This window comes from Patescibacteria group bacterium (assembly GCA_038063375.1).
GTDB lineage: Bacteria > Patescibacteriota > Minisyncoccia > Phycocordibacterales > JANLHH01 > JANLHH01.
Genome location: JBBTVG010000007.1, coordinates 15,847 through 35,659, shown reverse-complemented (window position 1 = coordinate 35,659; position 19,813 = coordinate 15,847). Strand labels below are relative to the sequence as shown.

Genomic DNA, 19,813 nt, shown 5'->3' with positions numbered 1-19,813 from the left:
GCACGGCCGGCACCATTCTCGCGTCCGCGGGCGGCATACCGAGTTGGGTGGCGACTTCTACACTTTCCACCATTTCCGGCACTCTTGCTGTCGGTAAAGGCGGTACGGGACTCACCACATTCGGCGGTACCAACACACTGCTTTACACCACGGCTGCGGACGCGCTTTCATCAATCACCACAGGTAATAATGGAGTCCTCATCACCTCCGCAGGCGGTATTCCTTCCATTTCCTCAACACTGCCGTCTGCCGTTCAGACCAACATCACTTCACTAGGAACACTCGGATCAGTCACGGTAACCGGACTTTCAACCCTAACCGGAGGATTTCTTTCATCAGCTTCTTCCACAATCAATAGCAACCTCGTCATCACCGGAAACTCTACTACCACCAATGCGACGACGACGAACTTCGCCGTCACCGGCATCACCTCCTCACTCCTCAAAACAAACGGCTCCGGCTCGCTCCTCGCCGCAGTCCTCGGCACCGACTACCTTGCCAACTCTTCCATTGACACGTCTTCCGAGATTGCCACGATCGTCTCCGACGAAACGGGAAGCGGCGCGCTCGTCTTCGGGACTTCGCCGACTCTCTCGGGCATCACCCAGATCAGTAACGCCTCCACGAGCGCGCTCTCCGCATACACCGCCGCCTTCGGCGCGACCGCGACGTCCACCTTCTCCTCCGCGGGAACGCTCACCCTTGCCGGACTCGCCAACTCCGGCCTCGGGGTTAACGCCTCGGGTGCTGTCTATGCCGCAGCCACCACGACCGCCGGCACGGGCCTTTCATACTCGGGAGGATCATTTTCCGTCAACACGTCCCAGAACATTTCGACGCTTTCAAATCTCACCACGAACGGGTTCGTACGCACCTCGGGCGGCACCGGAGCTCTCTCGGTGCAGACCGACCCGATCAGTGTTGCGCAAGGCGGCACGGGAGCCACTACGTTCGGCCAGGGGTGGCTGTATTCAAACGGTGGCACCGGGGCGCTCGCCGCGTCCACGTCGCCCACGGTAAACTACATCACCGCGACCTCCACGACGGCGACCTCCACGTTCGCATTCGGTGTGTCTGCGAATCGCTTCAATTCCTCCGCAACTTCTACGCTCGCCGGCGTACAGATCGGCTCCGGAGGCTTGCGCATTTCCACCCTTGATTGCTCGGGGACAACCAAACTCCTCCAAACCGACGCCTCCGGCAATCTTATTTGCGGCGACGATGATACGAGTGCCGGCGCCGGTGTCTCAACAATTCAAGAAAACGATACCTCTGTGGAAACCGCGGCAACCACCATAGACTTTTTGGGCTCTGATTTTACCATCACCAGTTCTCCGGCAGGGGAGGCGAATGTCGCGATTGACTATACCAACTCCGGCATCACCCGTGCCTCTCAAGCCCAGTCTATTACCGGCCTTTGGAACTTCACACAAGCATCTTCGACCCGCCTCTCGGTCTTTCAAGAGGCGAAGTTCGGCGGTACCGCAACCAGTACCTTCGCCTCTGATGGTGCGCTTACGCTCGGGGGTCTCCTCACGGCAAGCGCGGGCATCTCACTCGGCACCCAAGCGCTTTCCGGCACCACCGGACTCATTGACTACACCAACTTTGATGTTAATGCCGCTGGTGGGATTACCGTTGCGGCTGCTGAAGGGCTGGATACCAATGGAGCTGGAGCATTAGAGCTCGGTAAACTAAATGCCACTTCAGTTGACCTCTGTAATTCCGCTAATTGTGACACCATCAACATCGGGAACTTAGCCACCGTTGATGCGGATACGATTATTATTGGCGACTCGCTAGATGATGTCTCCATTACTGATGCTAATTGGTCTATCACTGGCGCGGGCGCCTTGACCGTTACTTCCTGTACGGGCTGCGGAGGGGCTACGACGAAATATCTCGTTACGCAACACAACATCTCCGCTTCCACAGCGACCGAAGTGACGGGAATATCGACCACGCTTACGGCCGGTACGTATACCTTTACCTATTCAATAATCGCACAGTCAGGGACAGCTACAGTTGGTCCGTGGTTTGGAGTCAACTATACGGGCACAGCATCTTCCTTTGTGGCCCGGCTACGATTTATCGGTACTGGTGTCAGTGCGTCCACCGGTGTGATTGATGATGTGAACACGGGAGTTCTTGCCGAACAGATTAACGAAGGCGCCGCGACAAGAACTGAATCAACCACCGCGCCAAACCTCAACGTCATCGGCGACGTCACGACCATTAACCAGAACCTCTATATCACGATTGAGGGTGTGATGGTTGTTACTGACGGTGGAGATATTGAACTCTGGCACGCATCCGATTCTGCAGCTCAAACAAGTGTTATGGCAGGAAGCTCGGTAGTGATTCAGAAGATTACCGCGGGCGCCGACTTGGCCGAGATCTACGGGACGATGGACGAAACCATTGAGCCAGGAGATGTCGTGGCACTTGATGCAACTCTGAACGCGGGAGTGAAGAAGAGTCAAGGCGCATATGATACAAATGCGTTCGGAGTAATTTCAACCAACCCAAGTCTTGTGATGGGAGTCTTGGATGACCCAGATGCTATGCCGGTGATGGTTGCGATGTCTGGTCGTGTACCAGTGAAGGTTACGGCTGAGAACGGTGCTATTGAGCCAGGGGACCTTCTCACCTCCTCATCTATTCCGGGTGTTGCAATGAAGGCGATAAAGGCAGGGCAGATTATTGGGCAAGCGATGGACGGGTTTAATGGAGAGGGTGTCGGGTCGGTACTCATGTTCATTAAGACAGACAACGCAAACGGCTCGGGTGTCGCGGGACTCTTGCCAGGACTCGGCGCAGAAGACTCGGCAGATATTGGGAAATCTGCTCTTACTCAGCTTATGGTGCAGATGCCATCTCTCGCAGGTGCTGTGAATCTCTCAGAAATTACAACCGACCGATTGATTGCGGGTCTTGAAGTTATCACACCACGCATTGTCGTTGACCGCGTTGTGGCGAACTCGCTTGAATCAGTCTCTGGCGATTTAAGTGTTCTCCTTGGTTCTGATGGGAGGTTTGTTTTTGCCGGTAATGCAACCAGTACGAACATAGCTATCGCTTCCACAACAACACCAGTCATTACCTTTGATGCGTTGGGGAATGCCTTCTTTGCCGGTGAAGTGAGGGCGGGCGGCCTTGTTGCAGATAATATCGTTGGGCTTGAAGGGATTACTGATCGTTTCTCGACTCTCGCAGGCGAGGTCTCGACGCTTGTCGCCTCAAGTTCTGCGGATGTCTTGGGCGCGATTTACAAAGGATTCACGACGGGCGACATGAGTGTCTCTGGGAATGCAAATTTTGCCGGACCAGTATCCTTCGCCTCTACGACATCGTTCGCGCACGGGCTCTCGATAGAGGGCGACCTCGCGGCGAGCGGCATCGCGTCGACGACCGAGCTCCGCGCGCTCCGGGTTATCGCGGGGGACATCGAGTCGCCGATACTTGTCCTGCTCACGGCGAGCACGACCGACCTCGGCGCGCGCGTTCGCGCGCTTGAAGAAGAAGCACCAATAGACATCGGCGCGTTCCTGTCTTCTTCAGGCGGTCTGACGCTCGGCGGCGCGGTAACCATTCAAGGAGGATTGACGGTGAATAGTGTCGGTTCGCAATCCGGCGTTCTCGCACTCATGGGCGATACGGAATTCTTCGGTCGGCCGTACTTCACGACCGACACCGCCGGCTTCGCGGTGGTGAAGAAAGGGAGCCGCGCGGTCTCGGTCGCTTTCAGTCGCGAGTACTTGGAACAGCCGGTTGTGAACGCGAGCATCTCTCTTGATGCGGCGGAGGACGCGGCGCAGAACACCGCACGGGTCGAAGCCGTGTTCGGGAACGACATCCGATACCTTATTATGGATAAAAGCGCGAAAGGATTTACCATCTTCCTCAATAAGTCGGCGACCGGAGACATTCAATTTAGTTGGATTGCTCTTGCGGTGAAAGGCGCAAAGACATTTGAGTCTATTGATACTGATTCTGTTGTTGTTACTCCTGTCTCAGAACCGACTTCCGCACCAGCGTTCATTCCTGAGCCAGCGTCTGAATTAATTTCAGAGCCTCAACTAGAAACTGTCACGTCCCCTGAACCCGTTCCAGAGATTACTCCCGTTTCTGAGTCGGCGGCAGAACCAGCCCTAGAACCCGCGCCCGTTCTTGAGGCAATCCCAACCCAAGATAGCGCAATTCCGGCTGAAACAATCTTTACAGCAGAGAACCAAACAATTTCACCTTAATCCAAAATAGTACCGGAACTTGTTTCAAGGAGTTTTTCTCCCAACCCCCACCCTTTTTTTGTTTCCTCCGATCCTGATACATAGTCATAGATTATTTTAGAAATATAGGAGATATGTTTTTTAGCCTGCTCGTCTGTGTCTAAGACAAAAGCGCAAAGAATATAAGGGCGATTTGGAACATAGATGATTCCGCAGTCGATAAACACGTTTTCCGAGGTAGTAAGTTCCTCAAAGACTCCGATTTTGTGAGCGACTTTGATAGTGTCCGGCACGCCGGCCACTATCTTATCTTTGGGTATTGTTTTCGTAAGAATGTTGAGGATGTAGTTCGAATTTTTTTCCGAGAGGGAAGAGGATAGGTAAAGACTTCTGAAGATTGAAGAGTAATTCTTAGGAGAGACACGCAGATGTTTCTTATCTTCTTTCGGTCTTATAGTTATTGAAATATCCAAATTTTTGTATACGTCGTTTAACTCTTGACCTTGCAACTGACCAAGCAGAACATTATAGGAGGTATTATCAGATTCAATTAACGTTAGCCGTATGAGCTCATCGACGGTAAGACGGGTTCCCTCGCCTTGTTTCCACAAAGTGCCGAATCTCTGATCGAGATGTTCTTTGTTGATAATAAGAATGTCATCGAGCGACATCTGCCCCCGTTCTATTTTTTTAAAAATTGATATGACTGCGGGCACTTTCGACAGGCTGGCAAGTATTATTTCCTCTTTGTCATTTGCGCCGATTGACGTGCCGGAAGGCAGGTATTCGAAGTACACCCCGACTTTGCCCTCCTGCTTTCCGACGTATTCCTTAAGAGTCTGCCGCAGAGGGATAAAGTTGATAAGGATGTCATTTTGGCTATCTGCGAATATTCTTTTTGACAGGAGCGGATACTGTTCTTGCAGGAGCTTTTGCGTATCTTCTGTGTTGAAAACCTTATAGCCGAGAACGCCATTCGCGATAATACTCACGGACAGTATGAGTAGAATTATTTTCGTGCGCATATTTAGGTAGTATATCATGAAGGCTTCTCTAAATCCCACGCAGTCAGACTGCGTGACTAACGTCTCTTCCCGCCGCCCAATCCGCGCCCGAGACGCATATTTGACTCTAGTTGATAACTAGAGCTTGCTCATTGCCGCTAAGAATTATGCCGTGAAATGAACAATCTCTTTATTGTTATTGATTATGTGCTTCCATTGCCTTGCTTAGGGATGGTATACTTACCCATAAAGTAATGTAGTACCTATGGAACAAGACATTGCCACAAAAAAAACATTCTTCGCCCGTAACCTCGTTACGAATGTTCTCGCGGTGCTCCTCGTCATTTCTATCGGCATGGGCGTGTACTTCTACCAGAAAGCGACTGTCGACCCGCAAAAAAGCGTGCAACAAGAATTAAACGATATTGTGGCGGATGTCGGCCGACTTATGATCTTGCCCGCAGACGAAACACCGACACTCGCCACCGTATCTGATCCGGAAAAATTAAAAAATCAGCCGTTTTTTGCGAATGCCAAAAAGGGGGACAAAGTGCTTGTGTATCCGATCTCACGTAAGGCGATACTCTATAGCCCGTCGCTCAATAAAATTATAGAAGTCGCGCCAGTCAACCCAGGAGGCGGTGACACTACAAATGTCCCTATCAAAGGTCAGTAACACAAATGTCCCTATCAAAGGTCAGTAACGCACTCATGTTTGGGAAACTCTCCTGCTTCCTTGTTTTCTTGCTGGCCTTTTTTTTCTTTCCTTTATCTGCGCGAGCAATTACGCTTGATGCAACAACCTATACGTTTGATGCCAGTGGAGAAATCCACGTATTTTGCGCGTCAGGAAATCCGCAGAGTCTCGGATTTTCTATCTACAATCTTGATCTCCCCGCGAGCTTCGCATCTGACGTTGATACCGCATGTTTGCGCGAAACGCCACCACTGGATATCGGGAGCTTTTTCCTACCCCAAGTTCCCGGCAATTACGTCATTCTTGAAATGACAGAGAATCCTATTTGTGAGGAACCCGCACGTACATATGCAGAGTGCAAAGCCCTTCCTCAATTTGTAAGCGAGTTTTCATTTAGGATTTTTCCATACTCTGGCGGAGGAGGGGCGGCGCCGGAGGAGCTTCCGTCACAATCTTCCGGGCGTCTTTCATATCGGCCGGAGGTGGAAATCATCTCGCCCAAAGAGGGTGCCATTTTCTCAAGTGAAGGACTTATTGTATACAAAGCTACGGACAAGAATGATGAAACGGGCGGGATCACAAAAAAAGAGTTAGGTTTACTTGAACTGCCGGTTTCTATTTTTTACTCGGATAAAATCGCCGAGTGGGACCACACGCTTACTAAAGACGAAGACAAGGTATTCATCGCAAAAGATTTGCCTGCTATCGGGTCATTCTTATGGAAGATCAAAGAGCTCGTGGAGGGAAAGTTCTATCGTATTATCGTTAATGCCATTGATGCGGTCGGCGACATCGGCGAGGCGGTGTCGGAATTTTTTAATATTGACCTCACACCGCCCGCGTTCATCGTGTCCGCCGATCCGCCGGTGGCAAAAAATGAAAATGTGACGATAACTATAGAGTCATCCGAAGACCTCGCTCTCGTACCGGAGGTTTTTGTGAGCCAGCGTGGGGCGGAAGCGGCAAAAGTAGAGGTCGTCGGATCGGGGAGGAGGTTTTCCGGCGTTTATTTCGTCACGAAAGGATTTGACGGCACCGCTTCCATTCGTGTTTTAGGAACTGATTTCGCTGGCAATAAGGGAAATATAATAGTTGGTGGCGGGACTTTCAGCGTGGGTGTCAATCCGCCCGGGAAGCCGATCGTTCTTTCGCCCTCTGACAACGAGAAAGTCCTCTCTGAAACGATAGATATAAAAGGAACGACCAGAGAAGATACTGAAATCATAGTCACCGTGAACGGGGTGGATATTTACCATGGAGCTGCCGATCCAAAGGGGGAATTTTTGATAAAAAATGTGCGTTTAAAAAAGAACATCGAGAACGGAATCAATATCATCAATGTAGTCGCTCAAGACCGCGCCGATTCGTTGAGCGAAGGAGCGGTGATCCATGTTTCTTTTAATGTAGCGCCGCGCGTTGCGATCGTAAGCCCTAAGGAGAATGCGACACTTACCGCGACAACGACCATAAGCCTGCAAGCGGCCGACGACAACGGCGATAAGATCCGTTTCCGCTATGAAATGGCGCTCCAGGGAATATCGGCACCTGAAGAGGAGGATTGGCAGATCATCTCGGACACACCGAGCGATAAAATTAATTTTGATACGACGGAGTTTGGCGACGGTGATTATCTTCTCCGCGCGACGGTTGATGATGGCGCTACAGAGACCTACTCTACGGCAATCAAAATACGGCTCAAGAACGAATTGCCATTCATTCGTTTTGATGACGGGCGCCGAACGGTCGTGTCCGGGAAATCCGTGACGGTGCGCGGGACGGTCACCGCGCCGGAAAATATTTCGCCTCGCCCGAATATAACGCGGATTGAATATAGCACGACCGACGGCAAACGATGGATAGCAGTTCCCGCAGAAGACGGCGCTCTTTCCTCCCCCGAGGAACGTTTCGCCGTTTTGTTTCAAAATTTAAAAGAAGGAGTGAATGAAATTATCTGGCGCGTGACCGATAGCCGCGGCTTTGTCGTGAAAGCGAAACATCCGATCATTGTTGATATCACACCGCCGGAAAAACCAAAAATATTGTTTCCGGGAGAAGGCGCTCTTTTAACCTCGGCAAATAATGAAGCGGCAGGGAAAGGGAAGTTTGAGTTTACATTGCGTGGCACATCCGAACCCGGGAGCACAGTGAATGTAGAAGTGGATGGCCTGCCTGCCGGTCAGGCAAGGAAAAAATTTATTGGCACAGCCGCGTTTGACGGCTCGTTTCGAATCACTGGGGTCTCTCTTCCTACGCGAGGGAATTTTCTCGTCTCGGCGTTTGCAACCGACCAGGCTCTCAACAAGAGTGTCATAGTTGAACGTGCCGTGCTTTATGACAACCCTCCACGACTGGTGTTCACCAGTCCTCGCGATGGGCGCGGTGTCGGCACTCGAGCAGTGCTTTCGTGGCTCGCCTCTGATCCTGACGGCGATACCGTTTTGAACAGCGCTTTGAGTTACCGCCCTATCGGACAACCATTCATCGGGCTTGTAAAGAACCCCAAAGAAAATAAATTTGAGTGGGACACGACAAAATTGCCGGAAGGGAATAATTACGAACTGCGTCTTGAAGCGAACGATGGATTGGCGACTTCAACCCTGCGCGCTCCCTTTTCAATAGATCATAGTCCGCCACGATTGGTAGAATTTAATATACAACAATCCACATACGGGAAAGGGGGAATGTTTGAAGGGGGAGGGCAGGCGACGGATAGCGCTTCAGGGATTGAGTTTATTGAGTATAGGTTTGAGCCGATAGACGCAGATTCTTCCAAGAATTCGTCTCCGACACCATGGTATAAAGGGAGTATCAGTCGCGGATTTTTGGGGAAAAATGCTTCATTTTCAATGAAAAGCAAGCTCTCGCTCCCAGATGGAGAATATCGGGTAATGGCGCGCGCGGTTGACGCCGCAGGCAATGTTTCATCGGAGAGATTTCAAATTATCACTGTTGACGCTACGCCACCACGCGTGGGGAGTTTTGAAATCGCGAGCGAGGGCATGAAGCTTTTGCCGAAGAATGGGGTATGGAATGCCATGGCAGGAGTGAAACTCTCCCTCACTCTTTCTCTTGAACATGACACCAAAGAAGCTTTTATGCGAATGAACGCAATGGACGAAAGAAAGACCATGCTCGTGAAGGACATCCCGACGGGACTCTGGAAAGGAGAATTCTTTCTCGGGGAGGCAGGCACTTCCACGCTTGCCGTGTCCGCCACCGACACTCTTGGCAATGAGATAAGCGAACAAACACTCACCACGTTCCGAGTGGCTGAAAAAGGGAAGATACTCTATGCCGATGAGAATGGTCTGGAGAAACCTCTCGCTGGAGCGACAGTGAGCGCCTCTTCTCTGGCGTCTCCGGCGCGCAAAAAGAATTTCTGGTCATTTTGGCGCCCGGAGGCGTCTGGCATATCCGCAGTGTCTAACGAAAACGGAGAATACACCCTTCTTTTGCCGGCAGGCGACTGGGAGCTCGCCGTGGAGAAAGAAGGATTCAATACTGCAGAGATTGACCCTGTCGTGTTTGATAGTCCGACTTTTATCACTCAAGATATTACTTTGGAGAAAAATCGCGACGAGCGCAGTCTATGGGACTGGCTGTTCGGGTGGTACAAATAAAAGGTATTAAACCCCCAGGGCAAGCCCTGGACCCAAAAGGTATTCGCTCCGCGAATCCTTTTGCCGCCCCAAGGGGCGGGGTATTAAACCTTTTGTTGCCGTCGCTCGTTCGGGAGAGAAAAAGAAGACTTTTTCTCTCCGCTCACTCGCTAGGCAATAAAAAACACACTTGGAAACCTTGTTTCCAAGTGTTCACAGTGCTTGACAAGCATAGTCTATTGTATATACAATAGACTACATGAAAACAATGATCAACATAAAGGCGGACAAAGAGGTGAAGGAAAGCGCTCAACGAGTAGCCGCAGAACTCGGGCTTCCTTTGAGCACAGTAATTAATGCCTACCTGAAAGAATTCATCCGAGAACGCTCCGTCCGTTTTTCTATTGAACCACAACTGCGCCCGGAAGTGGAGAAGATGCTTAAGCAGGCAAGCAAAGATTACAAAATCGGGAAAAATATTGTCGGGCCGTTTGATAACGTCAAAGATTTAATGAAAAGTCTTGAATCAAAATGAAAATTGTCTATTCCAAGCAATTCAGAAAAAATTTTCAAAAACTCAGAAGCGGAGAAAAGAAAAAATTTGCAGAAAGAGTGGATATTTTCATGAGAAATACATCCAACCCTCTCTTGCGCGATCACCCTCTCCACGGCGCATACTCCCACCTGCGAAGCTTTAATGTCACGGGGGACATACGCGTACTATACGAGTATGTACAAAAAGACACCGTACTATTTATTGACATAGATACGCACAGCAATCTCTACACATAATACTCGGAAACCCACTTGGAAACCCGGTTTCCAAGTGTTCATGGCGGACGCTCTCTATGGAACCGGCTGTTTGAGTGGTACAATGAAAACAACGATGAAGCAGTACACAAAGACAATCATCATTGTGGCAGTCGTGATAGCGGGGATTTTTTTATTGTTGCGTTTCGCGGGAGGATCTTTTGTCGCGAAGTTTTCTCCGGGCGTTGAGAAAACTCCCGGGGAAAATGAGCTTGAGAACGGAAAAGCGGGGGAGGGTCTTGCCGCGCCCTACTTTGACCTTGTCTCGCTTTCCGGCGGGCATACCTCGCCGAACGTGAGTCAAGGCGGGCGTGTGCGCCGCGCGGACCTCTTGGGAAATCCGGTGATACTTACTTTTTGGTCAACATGGAGCTCCGGATCAGTTGACCAGATAAAGATCTTTGACGACTATCTCGCGGGAAATCCCCCATCTGACGGAGTGCGGTCCGCGCGCATCATTGCCATAGACAGTCAGGAGAATCAAAGTGTTGTGGCTAATTTTATGCGCCGCGGGGGTTACGACGTTGAAGTGTTGTCTGACCCAACCGGCGAGACAAGCGGGAACTACGGGGTACAAACTCTCCCGACCACTTTTTTCATTGACCGCGACGGCATCATCTTGGAAATATTTGTCGGTACCCTAAGCGAGCGGATGCTTGTGGATAAGATGGAAAAGATCCTCCGTTAACTAGCGTATAATTAGCATATAGTATTAACTGACTTTACAAGAAACATCGCTCTATAATATGAAGAAATTCATTTTTATTGTTGTTCTGATAATTTCACTGGGAGGAATTTCTTGGTATATATACCAACGGGAATTCCTCCTTTCAACTCCGGAGACTCATAGTCATACAGTTTTTTTTGTTAATCCCGGCGGTCCGGCTTATAAAAACTTTTTTAACGGCGTGGAAGACCGATTAAAAGAGCTTCATCACGGAGAAGGTTTAAATATTTATAAAAGCGACGCCGAAGGCGATCCGGAAAAATTAAAAAATATGATATCAAAAGCGGTACAGGCCAAGCCGGATATCGTTATTACCATTTCCTCCCAACCGACACAACAAGCGCTTAAAGAGAGCGACGGCCAAATTCCAATTTTGTCCGCTCTCGGCGATCCGGTGGAGCACGGATATGTGGATTCTCTCAAAGAATCAGGAACAAATTTAAGCGGTGTTGCCCAACAGAATATTTCTCTTACTCCGAAGAGACTGGAGCTTTTGAAAGAACTCATTCCAACCGTCAAAAAGGTGGCAGTGTTCTATGACACCACGTGCGGACCGACTAAAAAAGCGCGGCCGATCGCTAACGAGCTCGCTCCGAAAATCGGCTTGGAACTGACCGAGTTTGCTCTCACTAACCCGAGCCGGGGAGAACTGGAAGAAGCTCTCAAAAAAATAACGAAGAAAGACTATGACGCCCTCATATTTTATCCTCACGGAACTCTTTTTTCAAAAGCCGATCTTTTCCTCACACGCGCCAAAGAAGAGGGTCTGCCGATCATCATGCCCAACGAAGAATCGCTTGCCGAAGGCGCCATCGCTTCTTACGGCCCCTCTTATTATGAAATGGGGAGGATGACGGCCAGACTGGCAGAAAAAATCTTAACCGATAAAATAGACATCAAGAGCCTTCCTTTTGAGCAGCCGAGCGTAATTGATTTTTACGTTTCTCTTTCTAGCGCAGAAAGCTTAGGCATTACGATCAGCCCGGAGATAGCCAATAAAGCAAAGCTCGTAAAGTAGATGAAGTATTTTAGTAAAAAAGACTTTTACTCTTCCGTCGCCTTCCTTCTTATCGGTTTTTTGATCGTGCTTTTAAATTTAGCCTGGCTCATTCCTACCATCGGGACCATGCGGCATCAGATAAGCGAGAACGAGGTTGAAATAGTCAAGAGAAGCCAATCCGAGATCGAGTTTTTCTTGGACAACCAGACCGCTAACCTGACACTGCCGGCTCTTTTTCTGAATCCCGATCTGGGTCATCCGGACAACAAGGCGATAGTAGAAAAAATATTGAACAATCCCTATTTCAACAAGGCCTCTTTGTTTGATAAAAACGGAAGAGAACTCTTTCGGGCGGATAGGTTCGCGACCGTCTTGGAGACGGCGTTAGAAAACTTGTCCGAGAAACAGGAATTTATCACAGTGATCAATTCCGGACTTCCATTTTTCGGCGATATCAGATTTACCGAAACCCTTGAACCGCTCTCGGTCGTGGCTGTTCCCGTGTATTTCGTCAGAGGGGAGGTTGCCGGGGTGCTCTCCGCCGAACTCAATATACGGGCTTTGTTCAGCAGTCTGGACAGTATCAGGTCTGTTTCCGGCGGACATGTGTATGTTGTTGACAAAAACGGCGATTTAATTTTTCACCGCGATCCCTCCTTGGTTCTCCAGCAAACAAATAGGAGCTCCTTGAAAATCGTGGACGACATTCTTTCCGGAAAAGAGGACCTGGCGGTCTCCGATGATGACTCCTATACCTATGAGAATGAAAAAAAAGAGAAGGTTCTCGCCGCGGGCGGTCTGATCAAAGAGACCGGCTGGGCGGTCGTGTTTGAAGAACCGAAAAGAATCGCTATGGCGCCGATTGAGAAAATAAAGCTCTTTGCTTTAGTGGTCGCTTTTTTGGGCGCGTTGATCCTCATAGTTTTAAATAAATTAAACCGGAACCTTTTAAATTCCAAGAAAGAGCTTGAACGGGCTTTTAACGGCGCGAAGCGCTTAGCCGATGGACAATCCGTCGTGGCACTCCTCGGACAAAAGGCGCTGGGAAATTCAAATATTATTGATTTAATGAACGAAACCGTTAAAGAAGTTTCTCAAGTATTAGGAACGGAATACGTTAAAATTTTGGAGCTTGAGCCTGACGGCAAAAATTTTATTTTACGCGCCGGGGTTGGCTGGAAAGCCGGTTTCGTGGGACAAGCTTTGATTTCTGCCGGCACCGAATCACAGGCCGGCTACACTCTTCTCTCCGAAAAACCGGTAGTGGTGAAAGATTTAACGAAAGAAAAAAGATTTAACGCTCCGGCGCTTCTTAAAGAACATAACGTTAAAGCCGGAATGAGCGTGATTATTCAAGGGTCCGACCGACCATTTGGTGTTTTGGGTGTGCACACTTCCCTTGAACGAACATTTTCAGAAGCAGACATCAATTTTATTCAGTCAGTTGCCAATGTTTTAAGCGAAGCGATTGAAAGGAAAAAGAGCGAGGAAATCGTAAAAAATAACGCCGAAGAGCTTGGCACAATGAATAAATTTATGATCGGTCGCGAGCTCAAGATGATAGAACTGAAAGCGGAAATAGAGGAACTTAAAAAGGCTAGCGGGGGAACAGCTGCCGCGCTTTAAAAAACCATGCCTGAATCAAACAATGATATGCGGGTTCCGCAGATGGAAAACGACGAAAAAACAAAGGCTCTGCTTGACGCCCTGCTTGCCGCGCTCGATGAAACGGCTCTTGTTTCTGCAACTGATGCGCACGGCACCATTTACTATGCTAATGACAAGTTTGTTGAGATTTCAAAATATAGCCCCGGCGAACTTATCGGCCAGAATCATCGCATTCTCAAATCAGGATTTCATCCGCCGGAGTTTTATAAAGAACTGTGGGGTACGATCGCGCAGGGCAAGACATGGCGAGGAGAGATAAAAAATCGCGCCAAAGACGGTTCGTTCTATTGGGTCAATAGCACCATCGTTCCAACCATGGGACCGGACAATAAACCGGAGAGATATATTTCGGTCCGTATCCCCATTACGGAACAAAAAATATCGGAAGAACAACTGCTCAAAAAAAATCAAGAGCTTGAAAAAATCAATAAATTGATGATAGGAAGGGAATTGGTTATGGCGGACCTTAAAAAAAAGATCAAAGCGCTTGAACAAGAGCTTTCGGAAAGAAAAGCATAAAGCACGTTGTGGATAAAAACAAAACCAAACCGGCATAAGTGGTATATAATGTAAAAGCATGTCACTCTATTTTATCGCCAATAACCTCCACTTCGCGCTTGAACTTGTGGGCGCTCTCGTTTTTTTTGTGATGGCATGGCTTTCGGTGGACGCGTATGCCGTAAGTAGGCATTACTCGTCTGCTATGCGAATCTTGGGATTCTCCCTTGTCGGCGCATGGCAGATAGTCCACGCTTTCGGTGTCGGGGGCGATCTCATTAACTTTGCCGGTTTTTTCATATATTTTATCGGACTCGTGCTGTTGTCAGCGAGCTTCCTCACCGGCCCTCGTCTCGCCGCCGTTTCCGCGATCATTTTGGTACCGTCATTTGTGGGTCTAGCGCCGTTTTTTCAGGGCGTTGCGGCTATCTTGCTTGGCGCCGTCGCGTTTCTTGCGCGCCGGCAGGCGAAACACGAATTCAATAGAACGCTAGACCCTCTATGGCTCGGCTTTCTTTTTTTAGCTATCGGGGCGCTAAGTCAAGCGGTTCCCGGCGCACAAAACGCGGACAATTTTCTCTGGCTTGCGGCACATACGCTTGAGGTGATAGGGTTTATCTCTTTTGCGTTTTGGGTTTGGCAATATTTAAAATTGCGCGTGCGGGAAAGTCTCGTGCTCATTTTCATTTCCATGACGGTTTTTATAGCGACGATCGTCACTTTGGCGTTTTCAACGATTCTCATCGGCAAGATTGAGCAAGAAACGAGGAATAACCTGCTCATCAACGCGAAAGTTTTTGATTTTGCCGTACGCGGCCTTACGGAGGAGGCCTCTGCCAAGGCGAAACTTGCTGCCGCCGACATGGAATTAGGGAGCGCGTTTGCACGGGGCGATCTTTCTCTCACGGAAAGCGCTCTTTCCGAATATCTGGAAAAGGAGCGCCTGGGCTTTATCTTGTTAACTGATTCAAGCGGCACGGTGATCTCGCGCGCACATTCGCCCGGTGAGCGCGGAGACTCTGTCGCAAACGAACGGGCGGTTGAAGAAGCGCTTGTGGGAAACACATTCGCTACCATAGAATTTTCTCCCGCCGAAAAATTTTCCATACGAGCAAGCGCGCCCGTTTATAAAAACGGAAAAATAATCGGCGCGATTGTGGCCGGCTTCCCGCTTGATAGCACTTTAGTGGATAGAATAAAAAAGATAACAGGACTGGACACGACCCTCTATCAGGGTGATGTAGCTATTGCCACGACCGCTTTGGGGGAGGACGGCAGAGAGCGTCTCACGGGGGAGGTGCTTTTAGAGAGTTCAATAAAAGAGAGCGTGCTTTCGCGCGGAGAAAACGTAACGGCGCGCGTTACTATTAAAGGTATGCCGTTTTTGGCAAGTTATATTCCGATCGGGAACGGCGATGGGAAAATAGTGGGGATGTTTTCGGCGGCGAAACCGCAAGCGGATATACTGGAGATCGCCAATGCCACTAATCGCCTTACTTTGATTACGGTTACAATACTTCTTCTCCTTCTTGCCTTCCCGCTTTATTTTCTCACACGCCGGCTTCTCGGTGAAATATAAATTCCATTCCGAGAATTTACCTTGAGAAATTGAATGTGTGGCATAACTCGGTTCCCCATGGTTTCCGCCGCAAGGGGGAATTGATTACAAACAATGTTTGAATTTCATTCACATATCGTTCACTCCCTTTTGATGACCGGCATTTTTAGCGCGCAGGTAGCCGTGGTTTACTTGGCCTTGCGCAAGTATACCGAAACCAAAGACGCGCCGTGGCTCTATTTGGTTTTTGCTAACTCCATTTTTTCTGTTTACTTTTTTCTTCACGCTCTAGTGGTCCCGGATTTCATTATATTTAACGAATCATTATTTGATATCTTTGAACACTACGGTTTGTTTTTGGGAAGCATCACGCTTTTCATCGGGGCATTACTCGGAACAAGGGGAGGGGAATATCTGTATCGCTTTCGCAATCGAATAATTTCGTGGTGGATAGTCGCGAACTTGTTGCTCATTGCTTCTTTTATACTCGGGCAAAAATTACAGGAGATGCTGTATTGGTGGGTAGAGTACGCCGCCGGACTCTCCGGCGTTTCATTTTTTTTGATATCCATTTTTTTCTTTCGGCGGTTTAATAAATCCCGTGAGCACCTTAATCTTTATATAGCCACTGGATTTTTTGTATTGGCAGGAAGCGCGATCACCCCCTTTTTTTATGAAGAGTGGAATCTGTTATGGTGGTCTAATCACACCATTATCCTATTGGGGAGTATCTTGATGCTCGTAGGTTTCTTACGGTATAAAAGAGAAAAGAAAAAAGGTGATTCTCTGATGCAAATTCCTTTTTATCGCAGAGTGAACTTTAAGCTCACGGTTTTAATTTTGACCATCGTCACCATTCCACTGTTTCTAGTCGGAGTCTACGGTTATTATACTGTGGAAAAAGCTCTGCGTCAGCAAGCCATTGGTGATATTGAGCTTCTGGTCAAGGCTAATGATGGTCTTGTGGACAGTCTTATCCATCAAACGGAAAGAACAGTCGCCTACTTTTCCTCTGATGAAACTATCCGGCGCCTCGCACAAGAAGCCAACTCGGATCTGCTCAGTCAGTATTTAATCAAGAACAAGCTGTCCCTCGATAAACACTTGATCGGCATAAACGTCATCAATGCTGACGGCTTCGTGATGGCTTCAACGCATAAAACCGAGATTGGAAAGGATGAAAGCAAAGACGAATATTTTGTAGATGGCATGAAACTGGCCAACAGCGAGACGCTGACCTTGGACTATGGCAGAAGTTCCCATTTTGAGACAACAGAACCTCTCATTGCGGCCGTGTCTCCGATAGAGAGTCTTGATGGCAAACAAAACACTGGCGTCCTTGTGGCCTACTTTAAGATGGACAATGTATCGGACATCTTAAATCAGGGAGTAGAACAAAAGGAGACGCTGGATATATATTTGGTTAACTCAAATAATTTGCTCATAAGCAAATCTCGTTTTTTGGGGAAAGACGCAATCCTGTCGCAGGTAGTGGACACCGAACCAGTCAGGAATTGCAGAAAGAACCAAAATTGGAATGGTATATGGACCGACTGGCGCGGCGAAAAGGTATATGGGGCAAGTATTTGTTTTACGGATTTTCCTTTTCGATGGACATTGGTTGCGGAAATAAGCGAGTCGGAAGTAATCAAGCCGGCGGAAACACTCAAGGATTTCATCGTGGTTGCCATTTTACTGCTCATTGCGATCGTCATTTTTGCCGCATTAGTTTCAACTCGTGAAACAATAAATTCCTTGGAAAAATTATTCCACTTTGCCGAGAAAATCAACCAAGGTGATTTGGAGAGCCAAGTTGACGTGAGCTCAACAGATGAAATCGGAGAGCTTGCGAAAAATTTAAATACGATGCGCCAAGCAATTAAAAAGCGCGAAGATGATTTAAAACAGACCAGCTCCAATTTAGAGAAAACCGCTCAAGGTTTGAAAGAAAGCACAACCGATATGGAGGAGGCAAAGAAAGCGATGATAAATTTGCTTGATGACGCCAGGATACTTGAGGGAAAACTGACGGAAGAAAAGGAAAGCGTTGAGCGAAAAGTGGTTCTGCGAACGAAGGAGCTTACGGAAGAACAGGCCCGTCTCCTCGCGGCCATCAATAGTCTCTCCTTCAGTTTCATTATCGCGGATATGGCACACCGTGTGCTTCTCAAGAACAATGCAATGACAGCATTATTCAATTTGAAGGATAGTGATGAAATCTCCATTGACCGTGTCTCGGAACTTTTGGGGGGACATTTTAATGTGAAGAGCGAAGTGGAAAAATGCCTCAAGGAGAGCACCGTGTGTGAAATAAAAGAAATTGTCTTTGGTACCAAATTCCTCCGCGGGATTGTCGCCCCGGTTCTTACGCAAGGAACTAATGAAACTATCGGTTATGTGTTTCTATTGGAAGACATCACCGAGGCAAAGGTGATAGAGCGAAGCAGAGAAGAGTTTTTCGCCGTTGCCTCCCACGAGCTAAGGACTCCTCTCACCGCCATTCGCGGGAATAGCGAAATGATCCAGGACCTCTACAAGGACAAAATCGTGGACAAAGATATGAGTGAAATGATTGCAGATATTCACGAGGCAAGCGTTCGGCTTATCGGCATTGTCAATGACTTCCTTGATACTTCGCGGCTTGAGCAAGGCAAAGCCCTCTTCAAAAAGGAGTCCGCTGACCTCCTCCCGATCATTAGAGAAACCTGTAAAGAAATTGAGCCGTTGGCCAAAGCAAAAAACCTATCACTTATATTTATTGAACCCAAAGAAGTGCTTCCCCTCGTCTCTACCGACCAAGTTCGCATCAAGCAAGCCATTGGGAACCTTATTGACAATGCGGTCAAATATACCGAGAAAGGTACGGTGACGGTGACGATTGAAAAGATGGACGGATATGTAGCTGTTTGTGTGGAAGATACCGGCAAAGGGATTTCTCCCGAGAATCAGTCGCTTCTTTTCCGCAAATTCCAGCAGGCGGGTGAAGAGATGCTTTCTCGTGACGTTACCAAGTCAACCGGGCTCGGCCTTTATATTTCAAAGCTCGTGGTGGAGGCGATGGGCGGCACTATCGGCCTTACCAAAAGTGCTCCGGGCGTTGGCAGTACCTTCCGACTTACCATACCGATTGTGGTATGATAAGATAGTAGCAGTTGCTCTTCGCGCGCTCGGCCGCGCTTGATTCACTTTTATGAGCAAGATTTTTATTGTTGACGACGACATTTTCATAACTCGCATGTACGAGCGCGCGTTTCGTTTTGCAAATCATGAGACTGAAATAGCATATGACGGGACCGAGGCACTTCTGCGTTTGGAGACGATGAATCCATTGCCTGACATTGTCGCCTTGGATGCAATAATGCCGAAAATGAACGGCCTTGAGGTTCTCCAGGAAATTCGCTCCACCGAAAGGTTAAAGAACATACCGGTAGTCATACTTACCAATTCTATCAAGAAAGAAGATGCCGAAGAATTTTTGAAACTGGGAGCGAGTTTTTTTCTCATTAAAATGGATCAGGATTCAAGGGAAATAGTTCGGAAAATAGAAGAAATTATCAAAGCAAACGAGAGTAACATAAAAAAAGTATGATAACCATATTCATGGCCGAAGACGATCCTTTAATGAGCCGTATGTACGAACGCATTTTTCGCGCGAGCGGATATACGCTGGAAATGGCTTTTGACGGCGAAGAGGCGATCTCAAAATTGGAAAAAATGGAAACGGCTCCGACCCTCATACTCCTTGATGTCATGATGCCCAAGAAAAACGGGTTTGACGTATTAAGACAGGTGAAGCAGAATGAAAAATTGAAAAATGTGCCGGTGGTAATGCTTACCAATTTGGCAGGCGAAAGCGATGCCGAAAAAGCCCTTAGTTTGGGCGCGGTGCTCTACCTGGTGAAGAGTCAATATGACCCCAAGGAGGTGGTGAATAAAGTGAAGGAGATCCTTTCCGCCTCAAAGCGCGGCGATGATGTGCCGGAAGTGAGCGTGGGAGTCAAAGATATTAAAGACGAGAAAAAA

The 19,813-nt window shown here is 48.4% G+C and carries 14 protein-coding genes; 13 read left to right on the top strand and 1 reads right to left on the bottom strand.

Going from position 1 to position 19,813, the window contains the following annotated elements; genetic code table 11:
- A partial coding sequence (locus AAB523_01295) for a hypothetical protein (GenBank protein ID MEK7555906.1) occupies positions 1-4,250 on the top strand: 4,250 nt, incomplete at its 5' end.
- Here AAB523_01295 and AAB523_01290 read toward each other — a convergent pair.
- Positions 4,247-5,254 (bottom strand): serine hydrolase, encoded by a 1,008-nt coding sequence (locus AAB523_01290; protein MEK7555905.1) that lies wholly within the window; start codon positions 5,252-5,254, stop codon positions 4,247-4,249. The two genes, AAB523_01295 and AAB523_01290, sit on opposite strands and share 4 nt — an antisense overlap.
- A 244-nt stretch (positions 5,255-5,498) precedes the next feature.
- Here AAB523_01290 and AAB523_01285 point away from each other — a divergent pair, with 244 nt between their 5' ends.
- From AAB523_01285 to AAB523_01230, 12 genes are all read left to right on the top strand, one after another.
- Positions 5,499-5,909 carry a hypothetical protein gene (locus tag AAB523_01285; GenBank protein MEK7555904.1) on the top strand — a complete coding sequence of 137 codons (411 nt, stop codon included), beginning with the start codon at positions 5,499-5,501 and terminating at the stop codon, positions 5,907-5,909.
- A gap of 35 nt (positions 5,910-5,944) precedes the next feature.
- Positions 5,945-9,550, top strand: coding sequence for a carboxypeptidase-like regulatory domain-containing protein (locus AAB523_01280; protein MEK7555903.1), 3,606 nt, complete (start codon positions 5,945-5,947; stop codon positions 9,548-9,550).
- Positions 9,551-9,788: 238 nt separating this feature from the next.
- Entirely contained in the window at positions 9,789-10,064 is a 276-nt protein-coding gene (locus AAB523_01275) for a type II toxin-antitoxin system RelB/DinJ family antitoxin (protein ID MEK7555902.1), read from the top strand.
- Entirely contained in the window at positions 10,061-10,321 is a 261-nt protein-coding gene (locus tag AAB523_01270; protein MEK7555901.1) for a type II toxin-antitoxin system mRNA interferase toxin, RelE/StbE family, read from the top strand. Before AAB523_01275 ends, AAB523_01270 begins: the two co-directional genes overlap by 4 nt.
- Positions 10,322-10,361: 40 nt before the next feature.
- Positions 10,362-11,027 carry a TlpA disulfide reductase family protein gene (locus tag AAB523_01265; protein ID MEK7555900.1) on the top strand — a complete coding sequence of 222 codons (666 nt, stop codon included), beginning with the start codon at positions 10,362-10,364 and terminating at the stop codon, positions 11,025-11,027.
- A 58-nt stretch (positions 11,028-11,085) separates the two neighbouring features.
- Positions 11,086-12,084, top strand: coding sequence for an ABC transporter substrate-binding protein (locus AAB523_01260; protein ID MEK7555899.1), 999 nt, complete (start codon positions 11,086-11,088; stop codon positions 12,082-12,084).
- Complete coding sequence (locus tag AAB523_01255) at positions 12,085-13,692, top strand: GAF domain-containing protein (GenBank protein ID MEK7555898.1); 1,608 nt, start codon at positions 12,085-12,087, stop codon at positions 13,690-13,692.
- Between the two features lie 42 nt (positions 13,693-13,734).
- Positions 13,735-14,253 carry a PAS domain-containing protein gene (locus tag AAB523_01250; protein ID MEK7555897.1) on the top strand — a complete coding sequence of 173 codons (519 nt, stop codon included), beginning with the start codon at positions 13,735-13,737 and terminating at the stop codon, positions 14,251-14,253.
- A gap of 58 nt (positions 14,254-14,311) precedes the next feature.
- Positions 14,312-15,811 (top strand): cache domain-containing protein, encoded by a 1,500-nt coding sequence (locus tag AAB523_01245; protein MEK7555896.1) that lies wholly within the window; start codon positions 14,312-14,314, stop codon positions 15,809-15,811.
- A gap of 93 nt (positions 15,812-15,904) precedes the next feature.
- The gene (locus AAB523_01240; GenBank protein ID MEK7555895.1) at positions 15,905-18,928 is read left to right on the top strand and encodes an ATP-binding protein; all 3,024 of its coding nucleotides are present in this window, start codon (positions 15,905-15,907) and stop codon (positions 18,926-18,928) included.
- Positions 18,929-18,980: 52 nt separating this feature from the next.
- On the top strand, positions 18,981-19,379 hold the full coding sequence (locus tag AAB523_01235; GenBank protein MEK7555894.1) for a response regulator: 399 nt from the start codon (positions 18,981-18,983) through the stop codon (positions 19,377-19,379).
- Positions 19,376-19,813, top strand: a 438-nt coding sequence (locus AAB523_01230; GenBank protein ID MEK7555893.1) for a response regulator, incomplete at its 3' end; no start/stop codon positions are given. The genes AAB523_01235 and AAB523_01230, both read left to right, overlap by 4 nt.

Bases quoted from the DNA above. Each gene is read 5' to 3' on its own strand.
- AAB523_01245 (MEK7555896.1), top strand. From the start codon at position 14,312: ATGTCACTCTATTTTATCGCCAATAACCTCCACTTCGCGCTTGAACTT.
- AAB523_01250 (MEK7555897.1), top strand. From the start codon at position 13,735: ATGGAAAACGACGAAAAAACAAAGGCTCTGCTTGACGCCCTGCTTGCC.
- AAB523_01240 (MEK7555895.1), top strand. From the start codon at position 15,905: ATGTTTGAATTTCATTCACATATCGTTCACTCCCTTTTGATGACCGGC.
- AAB523_01275 (MEK7555902.1), top strand. From the start codon at position 9,789: ATGAAAACAATGATCAACATAAAGGCGGACAAAGAGGTGAAGGAAAGC.
- AAB523_01280 (MEK7555903.1), top strand. From the start codon at position 5,945: ATGTTTGGGAAACTCTCCTGCTTCCTTGTTTTCTTGCTGGCCTTTTTT.
- AAB523_01260 (MEK7555899.1), top strand. From the start codon at position 11,086: ATGAAGAAATTCATTTTTATTGTTGTTCTGATAATTTCACTGGGAGGA.
- AAB523_01285 (MEK7555904.1), top strand. From the start codon at position 5,499: ATGGAACAAGACATTGCCACAAAAAAAACATTCTTCGCCCGTAACCTC.
- AAB523_01235 (MEK7555894.1), top strand. From the start codon at position 18,981: ATGAGCAAGATTTTTATTGTTGACGACGACATTTTCATAACTCGCATG.
- AAB523_01270 (MEK7555901.1), top strand. From the start codon at position 10,061: ATGAAAATTGTCTATTCCAAGCAATTCAGAAAAAATTTTCAAAAACTC.
- AAB523_01265 (MEK7555900.1), top strand. From the start codon at position 10,362: ATGGCGGACGCTCTCTATGGAACCGGCTGTTTGAGTGGTACAATGAAA.
- AAB523_01290 (MEK7555905.1), bottom strand. From the start codon at position 5,254: ATGCGCACGAAAATAATTCTACTCATACTGTCCGTGAGTATTATCGCG.
- AAB523_01255 (MEK7555898.1), top strand. From the start codon at position 12,085: ATGAAGTATTTTAGTAAAAAAGACTTTTACTCTTCCGTCGCCTTCCTT.